The sequence below is a fragment of the Staphylococcus sp. 17KM0847 genome (genome assembly GCF_013463155.1).
Lineage (GTDB): Bacteria > Bacillota > Bacilli > Staphylococcales > Staphylococcaceae > Staphylococcus.
In genome coordinates this window covers 1,805,203-1,823,597 of the sequence record NZ_CP040781.1, presented here as the reverse complement: position 1 = coordinate 1,823,597, position 18,395 = coordinate 1,805,203, and the positions used below count along the sequence as shown (strand labels likewise).

13 protein-coding genes and 1 pseudogene are annotated in these 18,395 nt (G+C 35.5%); 10 read left to right on the top strand and 4 right to left on the bottom strand.

Annotated elements, in window-relative coordinates; genetic code table 11:
• Positions 1-297: 297 nt before the first annotated feature.
• Positions 298-1,038 (bottom strand): transglycosylase SLT domain-containing protein, encoded by a 741-nt coding sequence (locus FGL66_RS08965; protein WP_180809473.1) that lies wholly within the window; start codon positions 1,036-1,038, stop codon positions 298-300.
• Between the two features lie 448 nt (positions 1,039-1,486).
• Between FGL66_RS08965 and FGL66_RS08960 the strand changes: the two genes are divergently transcribed.
• The 9 genes from FGL66_RS08960 (at position 1,487) to FGL66_RS08920 (ending at position 12,598) form a co-directional block, all read left to right on the top strand.
• A complete protein-coding gene (locus FGL66_RS08960; protein WP_180809472.1) occupies positions 1,487-2,905 on the top strand; it encodes a phosphate--AMP phosphotransferase in 1,419 nt (472 codons plus the stop codon).
• Between the two features lie 111 nt (positions 2,906-3,016).
• Entirely contained in the window at positions 3,017-3,904 is an 888-nt protein-coding gene (locus tag FGL66_RS08955) for an alpha/beta hydrolase (RefSeq protein WP_180809471.1), read from the top strand.
• A gap of 190 nt (positions 3,905-4,094) precedes the next feature.
• Positions 4,095-4,709, top strand: coding sequence for a cyclase family protein (locus tag FGL66_RS08950; protein WP_180809470.1), 615 nt, complete (start codon positions 4,095-4,097; stop codon positions 4,707-4,709).
• A gap of 41 nt (positions 4,710-4,750) precedes the next feature.
• The gene (locus FGL66_RS08945) at positions 4,751-5,977 is read left to right on the top strand and encodes a multidrug effflux MFS transporter (protein WP_180809469.1); all 1,227 of its coding nucleotides are present in this window, start codon (positions 4,751-4,753) and stop codon (positions 5,975-5,977) included.
• Positions 5,978-6,344: 367 nt separating this feature from the next.
• Positions 6,345-8,318, top strand: a complete 1,974-nt coding sequence (locus FGL66_RS08940) for an Ig-like domain-containing protein (RefSeq protein WP_180809468.1) — start codon at positions 6,345-6,347, stop codon at positions 8,316-8,318.
• Between the two features lie 257 nt (positions 8,319-8,575).
• The gene (locus FGL66_RS08935) at positions 8,576-9,724 is read left to right on the top strand and encodes a dicarboxylate/amino acid:cation symporter (protein WP_180809467.1); all 1,149 of its coding nucleotides are present in this window, start codon (positions 8,576-8,578) and stop codon (positions 9,722-9,724) included.
• Positions 9,725-9,826: 102 nt separating this feature from the next.
• Positions 9,827-10,708 carry an SDR family oxidoreductase gene (locus tag FGL66_RS08930; RefSeq protein ID WP_180809466.1) on the top strand — a complete coding sequence of 294 codons (882 nt, stop codon included), beginning with the start codon at positions 9,827-9,829 and terminating at the stop codon, positions 10,706-10,708.
• A gap of 275 nt (positions 10,709-10,983) precedes the next feature.
• On the top strand, positions 10,984-12,141 hold the full coding sequence (locus tag FGL66_RS08925; protein WP_180809465.1) for an FAD/NAD(P)-binding protein: 1,158 nt from the start codon (positions 10,984-10,986) through the stop codon (positions 12,139-12,141).
• 70 nt (positions 12,142-12,211) lie between these two features.
• Positions 12,212-12,598, top strand: coding sequence for an NUDIX hydrolase (locus tag FGL66_RS08920; protein ID WP_180809464.1), 387 nt, complete (start codon positions 12,212-12,214; stop codon positions 12,596-12,598).
• Between the two features lie 99 nt (positions 12,599-12,697).
• On the opposite strand, the gene FGL66_RS08915 is transcribed toward FGL66_RS08920, so the two are convergent.
• The 3 genes from FGL66_RS08915 to FGL66_RS08905 all read right to left on the bottom strand — a co-directional run bounded on the left by FGL66_RS08915 (position 12,698) and on the right by FGL66_RS08905 (position 17,415).
• Positions 12,698-13,099 carry a hypothetical protein gene (locus FGL66_RS08915; RefSeq protein WP_180809463.1) on the bottom strand — a complete coding sequence of 134 codons (402 nt, stop codon included), beginning with the start codon at positions 13,097-13,099 and terminating at the stop codon, positions 12,698-12,700.
• A 534-nt stretch (positions 13,100-13,633) separates the two neighbouring features.
• The gene (locus FGL66_RS08910; RefSeq protein WP_180809462.1) at positions 13,634-15,658 is read right to left on the bottom strand and encodes a helix-turn-helix transcriptional regulator; all 2,025 of its coding nucleotides are present in this window, start codon (positions 15,656-15,658) and stop codon (positions 13,634-13,636) included.
• Positions 15,659-16,287: 629 nt separating this feature from the next.
• On the bottom strand, positions 16,288-17,415 hold the full coding sequence (locus FGL66_RS08905) for a sugar diacid recognition domain-containing protein (protein WP_180809461.1): 1,128 nt from the start codon (positions 17,413-17,415) through the stop codon (positions 16,288-16,290).
• A 437-nt stretch (positions 17,416-17,852) separates the two neighbouring features.
• Between FGL66_RS08905 and FGL66_RS09990 the strand changes: the two are divergent.
• Positions 17,853-17,964 (top strand): annotated as a pseudogene (locus FGL66_RS09990) (YSIRK-type signal peptide-containing protein); the annotation flags it as partial.
• Positions 17,965-18,395: the final 431 nt, after the last annotated feature.

Below are 18,395 nucleotides of genomic sequence, written 5' to 3'. Positions count from 1 at the left end.
AATAGTTGTAAATGATTTAAAGTATGAATGTAATACAACTGAAATAAAAGATAATATGCTGACTTATTTTGTAGTGTACTCGTATTCCGGTGCTATGTGCTTAATATATAGCGTAGTATCAAAGTTGCACATCATAACTAGAACAAGTGTAACTGACAATAGAGATAACACTGTTCTAAGAATGTAATGAAACAAAGAAACAATAAAAAGTTTTGTCGTCCTGTTTCATAAGTAAGTGTTATGCCATAAAAAAAGAGTCTCACCATGAGACTCTTTTTTTAGTTGTTAAAGTCAATCTTACATACCCCAAGCACTTAAACCTTGGCTGTTGTATGCTTTTGTAGCAGCAGCAATTTGTTGTTCATAAGTGTTTGTTGCACCCCAACCTGGCATTGTTTGGAATAAACCAGATGCACCTGATGGGTTATATGCATTTAATTGACCATTTGATTCACGTGCAATAATATGCTCCCAAGTTGATGCAGGTACACCAGTACGAGAAGCCATCTCTTGAGCAGCGCGTGAACCGATTGAACCAGCAGTGTTACCATTTGATAATCTTACACTACCAGCGCTTGCACTACTTGTTGAAGTTTGAGCAGTGTTATAGTTGTATGATGGCGCTGATTGTGTTGCTGGTGCTTCTGAGTAAGATTGTTGTTGCGTTTGGATACTTGTTGCATCATTTGATTCTGATTGTGTCATCGCAACAGTGTTTACATCATTGATTTCAGTTGGCTGCGCCATTGAAGTTTGAGTAGCAGTAGCTTGAGTTGCGCCACCAGCATTATATTCCCAACCAAAGTAAACGCCATCTGACCAGAAGTGGAAGTTTACGCCATCTAATGTAAATTTATAATCGTATGCACCTTCATGAAGTGCATGTTCATTTAATGATGAATCGTTATTTAAAGCTAATTGCGCTAATTCTGCTTTGTTAATTTGTTCTTCAGCTGCATGTGCATCTGTTGTATATGTAGCAACACCAGTTGCTCCGATTGCTAAGGCTAATGATGAAGCTAATAATGTTTTTTTCATAATAGTAAGTCCTCCATTAATAAATCCTTAATTTCATTTTCAAAAAGTGTAACCAAAAAATTCAACAACCACACTCTACCAAGCAAATCCGCTTTTGTAAATTACGAGTAAATAACAAAAAATTACAGAGAGATTTCATTTTGTATTTTTGTAATATTAATGTCATGTAAAAATAAGTGGATTTAGAATGGAAAAGTGAAATGAAAGCGTTGTACGGAGGATGTAGATTAGAAAAGTAATAAAAATAGAGTGTATTACAAATATTACGAGTTGAATTTAAAATGTAACCGAATCAGAGCGTTGTTTTTGGCAATTCAGGTAGTCAGATTTTGGAATGTGGCATTATGTTTATGATGAATCATTGTTTTTTGGGGGATATTGTTCATTACACTTACCATTGCTAAGATAATTTTTTCTTCAGTATAATAGAAGAAACAGGGGTGAAAATATGAATAAGAAAATAGAAGCTTTACAACTAAAAGTCGCTGCATTGACACGTAAAACTAACGAACTTGGTATTCCAATAATGATTCTTTTTGAGGGCGTACCCGCATCAGGTAAGACAAGATTGGCCAATGAATTATTGTTAACATTAGATGCGAAATATACACACTTCATTGCAACAAAAACACCATCTGAAGAAGATTTACGTTATCAATTTTTACAAAAATTTTGGGATACTTTGCCATCTAAAGGAGATATTAACATTTACTTTCGGAGTTGGTATGCACAATATATTGATTATAAGGTTCATGAGATTAAGCAAGATGTGCTTAAAGATTATGAGTGTTTACATACCGATATTCAGGCGTTTGAAACGATGTTAACAGCCAATAATCATGAAATCATTAAATTTTATATCAATATTAATGAAGAAAAAAGGCAAGAGCATATTGCAGAAATGAAAAATAATCCGTTAATGAAATGGAAAGCACAAGAATATGAACAAGTCATTCCATTACAAGTTTATCAGGATGCTTTTGTTACTTTATTAGACAAAGAATGGGAAGTTATTGACTATACAGAGCGTGTAGCAGCAATTGAGCATATGTATCATCATTTGATTTTACGTTTGGAAAAGGCGATTAAAGCGTATGAACGACGTCCAAATAAGACAGATGGTGTTTTTACAAGAGGGTTTGAAACAAAGATGTTTGCGCCACTAGATCAAAAGATTAAAAAAAGAACGTATGATGAAGTCATTACACAATTACAAGCACGTTTATGTGAATTGCAATTTGCTTTGTATGAGCGGAAAATACCACTTATTTTGGTCTATGAAGGGATGGACGCAGCAGGAAAAGGTGGGAATATTAAACGTGTACGTGAATTATTAGATCCAACAGGCTATGAAGTCAACACAACGAGTGCACCAACAGATGTAGAGCTGAATCATCATTATTTATGGCGTTTTGCAAGAATGATGCCCAAAAGTGGTCATATCAGTATATTTGATCGGAGTTGGTACGGTCGAGTACTTGTTGAGCGTGTAGAAGGCTTTGCAACCAAAGATGAATGGACACGAGCATATGATGAAATCAATGCCTTTGAAAAGATGTGGACGCATGATGGTGCTATTGTATTGAAATTTTTCTTGTCACTGGATAAAGACGAACAATTAAGACGATTTCAAGACCGACAAGAAGATCCGAATAAGCAGTGGAAGATTACACAAGAAGATTGGCGTAATCGTGAAAAATGGGATTTATATTTAGAAGCGAGTCACGATATGGTTGTTAAAACAGATACAATTCATGCACCTTGGCTAATCGTCCCCGCAGATCATAAAAAAACAGCACGTATACAAGTGTTGAAATATATTATTCGAAAATGTGAAGAGAAGCTATGGGGTGTTAAGCAGTATTAAAGGTTACATCTGAGGCACTATTCTCAAAGTGACATATATCTACTATAATATATGTTAAAGACATTTATAAAAAATATATTATATAGGAAGAAAGTAGTAAGAGGAAAATATATGTCGCTTAATAATTATGAACAAACAATTATGTCGTTAGAACAACATGATAACGAACAGCTTGAAGTTGTAACAATGGGTGATAAACAATCGGAACATGCCGTTGTATTGATACATGGTGCGATTATGAACTATAAAATTATGACAGTATTCGCCAAATATTTGCATGGTGTACATCTTATATTCATTAATTGTCCGGGGCGCGGTGAGAGTACAGCGTTGGAACGTATGTCACACAGCTTAGAGGACTATGCGACACGTATTAATGAGGCACTTTTACGCATTGTAACAACAACAAATATACAACAAATGAGTATCATTGGTTACTCTATGGGTGGTTTAATTGCCACGAAGCTCGCAGGTTATAACACATTACCGATACAGTACCTTGTTTACTTGAATAGTGCTGCTAAAATTGATTTTAAAGAGTTGCGTATTTCAAAGTTATTGATGGAATTGGTTAAAGATATTAACGCTGATAACAAAAATGGAATGATTCAAAGTATTCCTGAACTTGTATTAGAACAAGGTATTTCAAAAAAACATAAAAATGAAATCAACTTTACAGAGTATTTTGCACCGGTCGATGCAATGATAACGGATTTAATGTACACATTACGTTCGGATTATTTGGCAGATATTGATAAAATTAAAAACTTACCAGAAGTGTTGTTTTTATTGGGAGAAGATGATGTTATTTTTCCAAACAAAGACTCAAAAGTGACAGTGGAAAAGTTTGAACAGCTTGGTGCTAAGGTAAGAACTGTTATTTATCCAGAAGTGGGGCATTTAGACTTTTTACGCGTGTTAGATCACCCACATGGAGACAGTTTAAAAAGCATCAAAATGAATATTAATGAATGGCTGGGCTTACCGCTAGAACAATAAGATTATATGTGAAAGACACCGATTCAGAACGCAGCATAAACAGTAGTAGTTAAGCGTCTTGATAAGGTGTCTTTTTGTCAAGATAATTTAAATATTGAAAAGTGAGAGATGTATTGAAATTTTATGTTGTAATCTGATGCTGTGGCGATTAGGCTTATAATAAAGTAGCTGATAAGGGGAGTGATGTAAGATGTGGATTGATATTACGCATACATTGTCCGAAGAAGTAGCACCATGGCCGGGAGATCCAGCATTTATGTGTCGATATTTTACGACTAAACAAGAAAATGGTGTGGCGAATGTTGGTGAGATCTCTGGTAGTAATCATATTGGTACGCATATTGATACGCCTAAACATATTGATGATGCTGGAATCACGGTTGAACAATTAGATATTCAGCGTTTAATAGGGGATGCAACAGTTTTAACATTTTTGGATCATCAATCCATTACTATGGCAGACTTAAAACGTCACGATATTAGAGGAAAGATTATACTGTTCAAAACGCAACAAAAAGCCGATCCTAAGCATTTGCCTAAAGCTATTACAGTATTAACGGCAGAGGCGATTGATTATTTAGCATCGTGTGGTATTGAGGTGATTGGCGTTGATGTGCCGTCTGTTGATGTTCTGAATTCTGAGACGTTAGACAATCACCATCGACTGGCACAACACGAGATATATCATATTGAGAATTTATGCTTGAATGCGATTTCATCTGGATATTATCGATTTATCGGCTTACCTATAAAAGTAAGAGGAGCTGAAGCAGCATATATACGTGCTGTTGTAGCTCAAAAATAAAAAATACAATGAATTATATTGAAAGGTATGGGGAATGAATAATGACAAAAACAAGAGCAAAGGTAGATATATCTCATCTATCTTTTATTATTTTATTAGGTGCGATGACAGCATTTGGTCCGCTACTATCAGATATGTATAGTCCGGCGTTGCCACTTGTACAACAAGATCTAGGAACGTCTACGTCACAGGTGCAATTGACACTCTCAATTGCAATGATTGGTATTGCATTTGGCCAGTTTATTTTTGGGGTCATTGCAGATCGTGTGCCACGTAAAACATTGGCACTTACAATACTAGCATTGGTTGTTATGGCATCGATTGCAAGTGCACTGAGTAGTCATATTAGTTTGTTTATTATTGCACGTCTTGTTCAGGGGCTTGCAGGTGGCGGTGCGATTGTTATTGCACGTGCAACAGTGGGTGAATTGTATCAAGGTGAAATATTGAGTCGCTTTTTTACGGCGCTTATGGTGGTCAATGGTATTATATCGATATTAGCGCCTTTAGTCAGTGCTTTTATTTTAACAGTGGCAGTATGGAGAGGTGTATTTGTAGCGCTTGCAGCAATTGGTACATTAATGTTTCTAGCTGTTTTAACCCATCCCAAAATGAAAACGTTAAATGCGACACATCAAACACATGATAACTTTAAGGCTATCTTTAAAGACTTTGGACTGTTGCTAAAGACACCACGCTTTTTAGTACCGATGTTTTTACAAGGTGTGACTTACATTATGATTTTTAGTTATGGTGCGGGTGCACCATTTATTACACAGAATGTTTATGGTCTATCACCACAAAATTTCAGTATGCTCATGGTATTAACAGGCATTGGCTTGATTATCTCAAGTCAGATATCGAATATTCTATTACGCTTTTTTAATCAGTTAAACATTTTGGCAGGCTTTATCATTGTACAAATGGTAGGTGCAATAGTAGTGATTGTAACGCTGGTTTTCCATTTGCCGTTACCTGTCCTTATTTTTGGTTTTATGTTGTGTGTGCCTCCTGTAACAGCTATTGGGCCATTGGCTTTTTCTCTAGCGATGCAGGCACGTACAGGGGGGAGTGGTAGTGCATCAAGCTTATTAGGGCTTTTTCAGTTTGTACTTGGTAGTTCAGTAGCACCGTTAATTGGTATTCAAGGTCCTGAAAGTGTGATGCCATACAGTATTGTACTTGGAACAACGATCATTCTTTTAGTTGTACTTATGAGTTTAACACGTATTTTATTGAAGCCAGTGATAGAACAAAATGCACAATAATGTGTGTTATAGACAATATACTTAAATGGCAAAAGAGATGATTGCTATTATGGGAAGAGGATTGGATTGAAAAGGATGATAGAGTGTCATTTTCAATCCAATTACATATTTTCAACGTCTTTTATCCTCTAGTCATACAGATTTTAATGTCATGATATGAAATGTTTGATTCTTTGATAAGTTTCCCCTCTATTCTGATATTTACACTTCCTGCCCCATAAATGATAAACATCCGATTTGTAATAAAATAGACAAAAACGCCAACTGTATTTAAAAATAAATTAAGTTTATATTTATATCTAATTGACTATCTGATACGATAAGGTTAACCAATATCTGTATGGATATTAAGAAGGGTGTGACCACGATGGATAGTAAAGTACAAGTGACGTTGAAGGGATCAAGATGTAATCCAACCCATGTGTGCAAGTGTTTTATGCGTTCAGCTGTGCTGTTTTTAGGTGTTTTTGTATGTACAAGTAATGTCGCACAGGCGCAAGAGAGGATAGAAGAACAATCTAGTAATGAACAAAGTCAGTTTGAGCAACAAAAAAACGAATCAGTCACAGAGGTTAAAGCAGAGACAATTTCAGAAAATAGACAGCAAGGAAATATTCAACAACCATTCGAAACAACGTATAAAGTGGAGAATCGTATCAATCAGATTGATACAAGTAATGAATATAGAAAGAATGAACCAAGCGAGCGTATAAATACAGCATCCGTAACGCAGCAGTTACGAAAAAGAGAAGAAACACAGAGTACTAATGTTAAGGATAGTGTGCCAAACCCTCATGTTGAAGCAATACAGTATAACTTTCAAAATATAGAAGGTTCAACTTTAGAAGGAAGTCAAGTTGTTGTCATGTTACCATCTGGCAATAAGTTAACCACAGTGTCAGATACATCTGGTCATTGGAGTATTAATGCGTTGGACACACTTTATGTAGGAGATGTCGTTCAAATATATGCGAAGAAAGAAGGATATGCGGACTCTAAGAGAGTAAGAAAAGCAGTGATTGATACGATTGCACCACCATTTCCAAGAATAAATGCATTAGAGGTAGATGAGCGTATAGTGTCTGGAATAGCTGAGAAAAATACGACGGTTCGTGTTACCTTCAGTAATGGTCAAGTTGTAGAGACAAATGTTGATGAAGAAGGTTTATGGTCATTAGAAGTACCACAGACGGTTCCTTTTGAATTTGAAGAACGTATTTCTGTTGTAGTCGTAGATCAATCGAATAATGTTTCGACAGAGGTTGTTAAACAAGTAGGAGATACAATTAAGCCTCGACAACCGGGTGTTAAAAATATGGAATATGGTACGAACATATTACGGGGAACGGGAAGTAAATATAAAAACTATATCGTTGCGCTTCTGCCAGATGGTACTACAGTATTCACACAAATTGGACGAACATTGACGTGGATGCTCGGAATACCAAATGCTGAAAATTTCTCAGCAGGTAGCGAAATATTAGTTGAAGAAATGGATTTAGCGCGAAATTATTCACCTATTACCATAGCAAGAATTGTAGACACGATACCACCAGATATACCACATATTAACCCCGTCTCAACAAATACAAGTCAATTGTCGGGGACGGCAGAGCGAGGAAGCAAGGTAAAAATATCATTGCCTAATGGTGAATATTTATTAACAAAAGTACAAATGGATGGGACGTGGCAAATCGTGTTGCCCTCTGAAATGATATTGCACCACGGAGACACTGTACGAGTAGAAGCGACAGACTCGTCTGGTAATCATTCAGAAGTGCTGACTGTATATGCGCAAGGTGAAGGGATTCCGCAGCCTCCCGATGTTAATCATATAGAGGCTGGAACGAAAGTGATAACAGGAACAGCTGCACCCGGGCAAACGGTTTGTGTTACATTTGCTGAGTACTTAAAAATTAAAAGAACTGTTCAAGCAGATGGAACATGGCAAGTGAGAGTACCTACGGGGAGAACTTTATGTCATGGAAATCAAGTTACTGTTCATATTGAAAATAATTTTGGAGTAAAGTCGAGAGAAATAACGATGAATGTAGCAGATACGATTGCACCTAAAGACCCTAAAATTTATAGAGTAGAAGAAGGAGATAAGGTGTTGAAGGGATACGGGGAAAAGCGTAGTACCTTTACCTTAGTATTTGCTGACGGTAAAAAAATTAAAGGGAAGGTCAGTAAGAATGGAGGATGGAGAGTTAAACTGCCTGAAGATATTGTACTTAAGCGAGGAGATGTATTAGGAATAAAAGTTGTAGACACAGCAGGCAATAAATCGCGATTGATGCTTACAAAAGTGAAAAAGAAACGTATTGTATCGACATCTTAATATACAAGCGGCGTCGAGGTCATATAGTGTGTACCACTGTATATGATCTCGACTTTTGTATGTCTATACCAATCGCACAATGATTTTTGAGTGGAATCATATTATCTATGAATAGTATTTAATATATCTTAAAAGTTTGAAAATTTCATCAAAATATATATTGCCTTTTTTAAATATTTAATGCACAATAATACGCAAGCGCTTAGTAATTGAGGTGCGCCATTGAGATTGCATATGTTTTGGGAGGTTATCGAGCGATGAAGTTAATTGGGAAGTTAATACTGGGGATTGTAGCAGGGATTTTAATTGGCATGCTAGATGTTGAAGTTATAAATAGAGTTCTCGTAACAGTTAAAGGTGTTTTTGGTCAAATTATTAACTATATTATTCCATTAATTATCTTTTTCTTTATTGCTTCAGGCATTACATCACTTGGCAAAGGCTCAGGCAAATTAGTGGGAATGACTGTTGGTGTGGCATACACATCGACGATTTTAGCAGGATTAATGGCATTGACAGTAGCGTATACCTTTATGCCGACGATTGCGTCTGGTGGCAAAGTACCGGGAGAAGCACCAGAAATTCCAGCATTTTTTTCATTTGAATTTGATCCATTGATGGGTGTACTTACAGCATTAATTACGGCATTTGCATTTGGTATTATCGCGCACAAAGTACAGGCTTATACAGTGATTAAGTTTATTGATGAAGGGCAACGTATAGTTGAAGTATTAATTGAAAAAATTATTATTCCATTTTTACCATTTTACATTGCGACAATTTTTGCAGAAATGACAGCACAAGGTACAGTTGTAAGTATTTTAAAAGTTTTTGGTATTGTATTGTTAATTGCAATTGCTATGCACTGGATATGGCTAACAGTGCTATATGTCATAGCAGCGGTATTAAACAAAAAAAGTCCACTTGTTATGATTAAAACGATGTTGCCTTCGTATTTTACAGCGTTAGGCACAATGAGTAGTGCGGCGACAATACCGGTAACGTTGAAACAAGCAAAGAAAAACGGTGTGACACCTGGGGTTGCAGACTTTGCGGTACCGTTACTGGCGACAATTCATTTATCAGGATCAACGATTACATTAGTGAGTTGTTCAATAGCAGCCATGATTGTTTTACCAAGTTTATCACTTGTAAGCATTCCGACAATGATAGGGTTTATCTTTATGCTAGGCATTATTATGATAGCTGCACCGGGTGTTCCAGGTGGCTCTGTTATGGCAGCGAGTGGTATCTTAGGATCTATTTTAGGCTTTAATGAAGCGGCAATAGGTTTAATGATTGCACTTTATATGGCTCAAGATAGTTTTGGTACAGCAACGAATGTAACAGGAGACGGTGCAATTTCAGCGATTGTTGATCGTTTAGGTAAAAAATATATCGAATAGTGAATATATGCATTTAAACTCAGAAAAGCAAGTTGTTTTGTTTTTCTGAGTTTTTTTGATAGTTTGAAGTTATAGAGTGACTTTTATGAAAAGAGGGGTAAAATGAGTAATCAAAATCCATTAACACAATATTTTAATGACGCATATGAACAACAACCGCAGCCTTACCCGGGTATCCAAAAAGAGATGACACCGATTCCAGATTGTGGTGAAGAAAGTTATCGAGGCGCGGAGAAGTTAGTAGGTAAAAAGGCGCTTGTTACAGGAGGTGACTCTGGAATTGGTCGTGCAGCAGCCATAGCATATGCTAAAGAAGGTGCAGATGTTGCGATTGCATATCATCCTGATGAAGTAGCTGATGCGGAAGAGGTTAAACAAGTTATTGAATCTGCGGGGCAAAAAGCTGTTTTATTACCGGGAGACTTACGTGATGCAGACTATGCACGTCAGATGGTTAAAGATGCATATGAAAAGTTGGGAGGTCTTGATATTCTTGTCTTAAATGCAGGGATGCAGCAGTTCGAGTATGATATTCAACAACTTGATCCAAAACAGCTTACGGACACGTTTGAGGTCAATGTATTTTCAACAGTGTATTCAATTCAAGAAGCATTAAATTATTTAGAGGCTGGAGCGAGCATTATTTTGACATCCTCGATTCAAGCTGTAAAACCAAGCCCACACTTATTAGATTATGCTATGACCAAATCATGTAATGTTTCGCTTGCTAAAGGACTTGCGGCACAGTTAGGCCCAAAAGGTATTCGTGTTAATGCAGTAGCACCAGGACCTGTTTGGACACCTCTACAAATTTGTGGTGGACAGCCTCAAGAACGCATTCCAAACTTTGGAAAAAATCAACCTTTACAACGTGCAGGTCAACCTGTAGAATTGGCAGATGTTTATGTATTGCTTGCATCTGAAAATGGCAGTTTTATTACGGGACAAGTATATGGTGTAACGGGTGGCGCACCGGTTGTGTAAATGATATAAACTCAATTTTGAAAATATGATGATTATAGAGTGGAACAATGAAGTCTTTTCGATTACTAAGGCTTCTGTTCCACTTTTTTATTTTTCATATAAAAGTACCCACTATCCAATATACGAATGGACGCCATAAAGTAGTTTATAGAAAAGATGAATAAATGAGCCTTCATTACATTATGAGTAGTTATAGTTATAGACTTGCATTTCAAATGAGTATCGACTATCATAAAGCGTAACTATTACGATTTATGACAGGGAGAGGAATATCTATGTATGAATGGCTTATTGTTGGTGGCGGTGTCCATGCTACCACCATTGCATTACAGTTACGTTATTTAGGATTATCTACGAAGGAATTATGTATTGTTGATGCTCATGGTGAACTTATGGCACACTTTAGGACACAAACAACACGACTCAGTATGCCTTATTTGCGTTCGCCACTTGTACATCATTGTTACCCTGAGCCTTTTGACTTAAAGAAGTTTGCCAAACGTGAACAGTATACACAAGCGATGATTGGTCACTATCAACGTCCAAGGTTAGATATGTTTTTTGATCATACAGCGTATTGGATTGAACAATATGATTTAGAACAATGTCATATATGTCAACGAGCAATTGATATATATGAAAATGATGGGCATTGGTGTGTGACATTGGATAATGGTGAAGTCGTACAAACGCGTCATGTGGTACTAGCGATGGGGACGCATGAAACACCATATATTCCAGAAATATTTAAAAATCAACCCGATGTCGAACATATTCATCAATTCGATATAAGCGATAAGATGAATGTTTCACACATTGTAGGAAGCGGTATATCAGCAGCGCATTTAACATTGAAATTACTATCTGAAAAAAGGAATACACCTCTACATTTGTGGACGAAAAAAGAACTAGAAGTCTTTGATTTTGATGCTGATCCCGGATGGTTAGGACCGAAAAACATGCGTGCCTTTCATCAAGAAAAAGATTTGGCAAAGCGTGTAGAAGTTAACAAAGCAGAACGTCATAAAGGCTCTATGCCGAAAGAAATGTATACAAAATTGATGAGAGCAGTAGACCAAGGAGATCTTGTGATTCATCATACACCTATTCATGAAGTGGTAGAGCATCATATTGTTACGGATGATACATCTATTCATTATGATGGTGTTTACTTAGCGACAGGTTTTGTGATGGACTTGATGGAACAACCATTGATTCAAAGCATTATATCTCAATATGATGCGTCAATGGTTTCGGGTTATCCGGTGATTAGTGAAGCACTAGAATGGATACCTAATGTTTTTGTTTCAGGTATGCTTGCCGACTTGGAGTTGGGGCCTTTTGCACGTAATATTATGGGTGGACGTATGGCTGCACAACGCATTGGAGAAGTTTATCTTCAGTCTCAATCTACCAAAGAAATAGCAATGTAAAACGTTTAAACAATATATGCAAATTGTGATAACCTATTGTCAAAAAGAATAATAGGTTGGAGGGCTGATAATGATACGTTGTGTTTGTTTGGTCATAAAGCAAGGAGATTATCTTAGACTGGTACAGGTAAGAAATCGAAAAAAATACTACTTTCCAGGTGGGAAAATTGAACGAGGAGAAACATTAGAAGAAGCACTGATACGTGAAGTTTTTGAGGAGCTCCATATTGAACTGACCACAGATGATGTGGAATACATAGGAAAAGTTGTAGGCCCAGCTTATCCACAACAAAATACATTAACAGAACTCAATGGTTTTCGTACTAAAATACCGATTGACTGGTCTGATGTAGAAATTCATGCGGAAATCACAGATATAGAGTGGATACACTTTGAAGATAAAGAAAGAATGGCACCTGCTGTCATAAAATGGATAGAGGAAATAGAAAAAATATGACAATGTGTATCTAGTGTATATTATAAAACTTTAAAAGAAGAAAGGACGAGATAGGGTGTTCAACGCCTTGTTCATCTCGTCCTTTTAATTTGAGGGCTTTTATCGTTTCAACTCAATACGGTACAAGTTTGGATACATCCCCCAACTTGGAGAGTCGAAACCAATCGTATAGACTTTGACATGTTGACCCTCTCGTAAGTCTTTGTGAATAGCTTTACTATTTAACTTGCCATGCAAGAGAATGTCACTATTTTCAATCGTTATTGTTGTCTCTTGATTTTTGACGACGATATAACGTACTGTGCCAGTTGTGAAAGTATGATTTTCATGATACTTTTCAATAATTTCTCCTTCATATACATGACGGTTCAATTCAGGGATAATAGTAGCCATACTGATAAACAATATAGCCACAACAGCACCTACAATAAAAAAGCAAGTCATGATACGATGACCAAGACGTTCGAATAATAGATATAGTTTTTCAGTTATTTTTTTCATGTTATCGCTCCTGGTCATTATTATAGCGAATAGAAAGATAAAAATCACAATTACTGAAAAATTGATTAAGCAAGTTGAGTTTTACACCATATCTATATATTGATGTATAAGCCTTTTTAAATTTACACTAATTATAAAGTGAGAAAACACAAAATATATAATCATTGTGCGTTTGAACAAAAGATAAACATCTTCATAAATTCGAAATATTTCTTTGTTCCTTGTATACAAAGATATCTAGGTTTTATGTTGTGTAGAATATAAAATTTTTAAAACTTTAAAATATTATCTGTTATATGAGAATGAAGATTCGCGAATTGAGAATAACAGACATAAGATATTTTGAAAATCTTTATGAAAGCACAGAAAACATTTAAAACCTTTTAATCTAACGCCTTTAGTAAGTGTGACTTGAAGTGAAAAGGTTGTTAAAAAACAATTTCACTTCAGACACTTAATGGGATTTATAGATATGTACGCTCTTGTTTGAGCCAATTTTAATATGTTGCAGTTTTCCTCTAGTGCATAGTGACCTTACTGATAGATGGTAATCATCGCAACAGACATCGGAGGGACATGTGTCACATAAGGGCCTTCACTAAAATCATGCTGATCTACATTCAAGTGTGGACTATTATACTGGCTTAACTTATATTTTAATGAATTTGGAAAATGACTTTTATCAGTAATACGTTTGTCAATCATACTATCTACATCACCATACTTATTGTTCAGTGTTTCTGTGGAAAGTAGAACTTGTGACGATACAGCATGATCAGACAATGTAATATAAAAATTACGCGCATAGTGCTCTGTATTATATAAAAGAATATTATAACTGTGTAAGGAGCGCGTAATAATATGATGTTCTCCATAACAACATGGATATTTTGAAAAGTTGAGCAACATGATGCCTAAAAAGAAGAAGGGTGTTTTATTTTCAATACTATCAAATATAGCAATATCGTATGTTGATGAAGGTGGCTGTGTAAAGTCAATGGTTGCACCTGCGAGATAAGGTTGACCTTCTAGAGATTCTTTTAAAAATAATCCCATATTACTTAAAATTTCAGGTGTATAAAAATCATTATAATTTAAGAAAATCATCTGGTTTGATTGCGTGTTTTGATCTAAAAATTGGTACAAAGATGATTGCATAGCTTTGAATGGTATGTGTATCTTTGCATTGCGATAATGATTTCTAATCTTTTTAAAATCTATGGTGTAGAAGTCGGTATGGAGTGAATGCACTTGTTCATCAATAGGATGAGATGCAATATAGTCGTCCGTAATATCTAAAGCTGTCGAGATTTGAATATCGTACACTTGCTTTTTAATACGCTGAATATCTTTGATAGCCAGTTGCTTTAAATCGAGTAGTAATAAAACTTTGCCACCACTAATAGCTGGAACAGATGAATGTTCGCTTTCTAAGAAGTGAAGGTCCTCAATAGCTTTTATAATGAAATAATAACTTTTAATATCGGTTATTTTAAGCGCGATAGAAATTTTTGTTTTGAGTAGTTTCCTAATTTTGATAAGTGCTTCTTGTGCTTGGTCTTTAATCGCATTTTCGATCGGTTCACTAATGTAAATATACGATGATAGTTTGTAGTTTGAGAAGTTTTTATAGAGAAAAATCGGTTCATTAATGATCATATCTATATTTTCGTATGAACCGATGTCCACTAAATTAAAATAAGAGAATGCTGCCTCATTAATGGCTGTATCATCAATAAAGACTGTCACATCTCTCTCTTTTTCAGTCGTTTCGATTTCAATGCGATTCAATATATCGTGATCTGATGTAATATTGGGCAGAGATAAACTTCTAGCATTTGCAGGTAATGTTTTATATTTTTTAGGTGTCATACCGATATATTTTTTAAAGTGAATAATATAGTTTGTGGCGCTTGGATAGTGCCATAAATGTGCAATAGTTTTTACTTTTTTATCATGCATCGAAACATCTTCCATTGATTTGGCAACGCGTAAAGATGTGAGGTATTCATAGAAGTTCATATTCATTTGCTGTTTGAATAGTATAGAGATATATGACGATGACACATAGAAGTTTTTAGATAAAGTTTCTAGTGTGATACGCTCTTGTAGATGTTCACGAATATATGTCACAATACCTTCTAACATATCATTTGTTTTATCAGTGGGAGGTAATTGATGACGAGTAATTTCTTTCAATAGATGTGTGACAAGGTGTTTGGCGTGATCTGATGTATGTTCATGAGTCTTGAAATAATTGAATAACAGCGCTAAGTTGGCTTTAATGGCGTCATGTTGTTGAATGACAAATGTCGCATTAAATATATTGATATTTTCTTTTTTAAAATAACTACTAGGTATATAAAAGAGTAGTGCAGAATCCGAATGAATCTCATAAAGCTCAGACTCATTAATCAAGTGCAGTTGAACATCTGAATAGAGTTGCCCTTCTTTTTTGATGGAGATACTACCGTCAAGAGATAGAACTAAAATAATACTATCAAAACAACGGACAGGGTGTGTCATTGGTTCCGTAAGATAATAGATTTTTGGAAACAAAGTACAGTCTCCTCCTTAATACATATTTTTATTGCACGTAAGACTGATCATTGATAAAGCAGTTTTTGGTTGTCCTACATCGCAAAACAACTAGGTGTGAGAATAGTTTATTACAATCTATCTCTAACCGAGTTGAGTTATTGTTAATTGTGAATAGACGTCTCCTCCTATTTAAAATACCCTTTATACGCAGGTTTATTAAATTTTTAAATAGATTGATACTAAAAATAAAGTGTGACTCATTGTATATATACATTTAAACTATATATACATAAACTTTTGTTATTTGTCAAAAATATTGTGATATAGATATTAGGCCTATATCATGTGGAATGGTAATTTGACTTGTATTACGTTGTTAGACAGGGTAAAAGCTTGAAACAAAAGCGTTTTGAAAATGCAGTGTGCAATTTATTATTGTTTAAATATACAGTTTTGATAATGATGTATTTATTGGATACTATACTGACATAGAAATATGGTGGGGGCGTTTGGGCGGATATAAAATAAGTGAACTCAAAAGGCATAGTAAGAAGATGAGCTTTGAAAAACTTGCGGCAAGTGGTTTCAAAACTCATCGTCATCCTGAAGGGGTGCGATTAGGTTGAGGTTTTTAGAAATATTATAGGTTAATGGTTTTTATAAAGATATTGTGCAATACGCAATAAGACAATACCGTCAATTGTATTGGGATCCCATCCAGTGATTTCGTAAATCTTTTTAATACGGTAGTTTAAAGTGTTGCGGTGTATGTAGAGGTCATTAGCCGTTTTAATGAGTTTTCCGTGATTGCGAAAATAAGCTTCAACAGTATCGTTTAAGTATTTATCTTCACCAAAGTCTAATAGTTTTTTATAGTTCGCAACAAGGGCACTTTCATTGTTCGGTGTGAATCTTTTGATGTTTTGACACATGATTTCGAGTTCGTGTTCTTTGTATGTATAAACGCCCTCGAGTTGATCTTGGGAAGTGAGCAGTTTTTTCAGTGCTTGAGATTCATTGTAAGACTGAACAAGTCCGTGGATGCCTGTGTTGAAATCTCCAAGTGTAATAAGTGTTCGCTCAGCAAGGTCTGGTTCAAAAGTTTGAGTAATAAATTGTTTGAGTTTTTTCTCATTTGTTCCACGATTGGTGTTTGATTTGAAAATAAAGATGATTTCTTGAGGTGTTAATTCGATGATGTCATCGTTTTGAAGTTGCCAACTATCCAAACAGGCTTTCAATGCACGTGTTTTGATTTTACTTGTACTATTGATAAAAATAGAGGCGACAGCAAGTGGTTCGTTTAACCCCAAAGCATCGATAATATACTTACGATTATAGCTTTGAAGAATTTTTTGCTGATTGAAAAGAATATTTGATAATAATTGTTTACGAGAAAGTGCCTCTTCAAATCTCATCGAACGCTCAATTTCTTGTTCTACAATAAATTCAGCCGTTAGTTTGAGTAGGCGTGAATAGGGTCTTATTTCCTCAGGTTGACCGGAGACTAAAACTGCGCCATATGTATCGTCTTTATATTCAAACGGGACGATAATACCCGGAAACGGCACTCTCCAAAAAGCCACATCTTCATCTTCTATTTCAATAGGAAGATTACGTTGAATTGAATATAGTGCTGCTTGATGTACTTCTCCCAGCCTCTCAGAATTAGAAGTGGCAATAATTTGTCCTGATTTATTAGCAATTTGTACACTTGCTTTAATGATTGAAGAGGCTTTTTTAGTCACTTTTTGCGCCCAATATTGATCTAGCATTTCCATCCCGCTCCCTTTATCCTGCAAATCGTTCATTTATAATTATATTTAGCACGTATGCATGGCTTGTAAACGCATGTGTGCATATTTTGTTCGATAAGATATAAATGTAATTAAGGTCAATTAATATATAACATACTTTTTAACTTAATATATAAGTAAATCATATTGCAGGTGTTTCTGTTGTGCGTTTGAACAAAAGCATATCTTTTTTGTCTGATAATCCTCAATAGCTGTTTCACTATGATTGAGCCTTTTATCACAATCTTCTATTGCCTAAAAGCAATAATTAAATCAATTTGCAAATTAATAGAATCCAATAAATCATCATTAAAACATAAATTGTATGTTATCATTTTAATTGTATTGTTCAATGCCATTTTTATAGTTGGGTTAAATTGGGTTGAACATAAATCTCTTCGAAAAGGAGCAATATAATGGCTAATAAAAACAAAAAGAACACGAACCGTTTAGACTTTTTGCCGAATAAGCAAAATAAATATTCGATTCGTAAATTCACAGTGGGGACGGCTTCTATTTTAGTAGGTGCAACATTAGTATTTGGGGCATACAATGACGCACAAGCTGAAGAAGTATCAAACGCAACAACTGAAGATAGCAAAGTGGATGCAGAATCTACTGATGAACTAGAAGCATCAACACCTGAAGCGGAAGTTCAAGCAGACACAAAAACAGAAAAAACAGAAGATGCACAATCAGCAGAATCTAAAGCAGAACCAGCAGCTGAAGAAACATCAGAGCCTGTTGAAGAAGAAACAGCACCTGAACAACCAGCAGTAGAAGAAGAACAGTCACCAGCATCTACAACTTCTGAAGTTACACCTGAAGAAAATGCAGCAGAGACACCAACAAGTGGAGACCAAGAAGCAGATGCAACGGCAGAACCAGCAAAAGCAGAACAACCTGAAGTGCAACCAACAGTTGAAACACCTGCACCTTCTGAGTCGACATCTGCAGAT

What these genes read in the sequence shown, in the direction of transcription:
- FGL66_RS08945 (WP_180809469.1), top strand. Translation starts at nt 4,751, where the DNA reads ATGACAAAAACAAGAGCAAAGGTAGATATATCTCATCTATCTTTTATT.
- FGL66_RS08960 (WP_180809472.1), top strand. Translation starts at nt 1,487, where the DNA reads ATGAATAAGAAAATAGAAGCTTTACAACTAAAAGTCGCTGCATTGACA.
- FGL66_RS08920 (WP_180809464.1), top strand. Translation starts at nt 12,212, where the DNA reads ATGATACGTTGTGTTTGTTTGGTCATAAAGCAAGGAGATTATCTTAGA.
- FGL66_RS08930 (WP_180809466.1), top strand. Translation starts at nt 9,827, where the DNA reads ATGAGTAATCAAAATCCATTAACACAATATTTTAATGACGCATATGAA.
- FGL66_RS08965 (WP_180809473.1), bottom strand. Translation starts at nt 1,038, where the DNA reads ATGAAAAAAACATTATTAGCTTCATCATTAGCCTTAGCAATCGGAGCA.
- FGL66_RS08955 (WP_180809471.1), top strand. Translation starts at nt 3,017, where the DNA reads ATGTCGCTTAATAATTATGAACAAACAATTATGTCGTTAGAACAACAT.
- FGL66_RS08925 (WP_180809465.1), top strand. Translation starts at nt 10,984, where the DNA reads ATGTATGAATGGCTTATTGTTGGTGGCGGTGTCCATGCTACCACCATT.
- FGL66_RS08935 (WP_180809467.1), top strand. Translation starts at nt 8,576, where the DNA reads ATGAAGTTAATTGGGAAGTTAATACTGGGGATTGTAGCAGGGATTTTA.
- FGL66_RS08950 (WP_180809470.1), top strand. Translation starts at nt 4,095, where the DNA reads ATGTGGATTGATATTACGCATACATTGTCCGAAGAAGTAGCACCATGG.
- FGL66_RS08940 (WP_180809468.1), top strand. Translation starts at nt 6,345, where the DNA reads ATGGATAGTAAAGTACAAGTGACGTTGAAGGGATCAAGATGTAATCCA.
- FGL66_RS08915 (WP_180809463.1), bottom strand. Translation starts at nt 13,099, where the DNA reads ATGAAAAAAATAACTGAAAAACTATATCTATTATTCGAACGTCTTGGT.
- FGL66_RS08905 (WP_180809461.1), bottom strand. Translation starts at nt 17,415, where the DNA reads ATGCTAGATCAATATTGGGCGCAAAAAGTGACTAAAAAAGCCTCTTCA.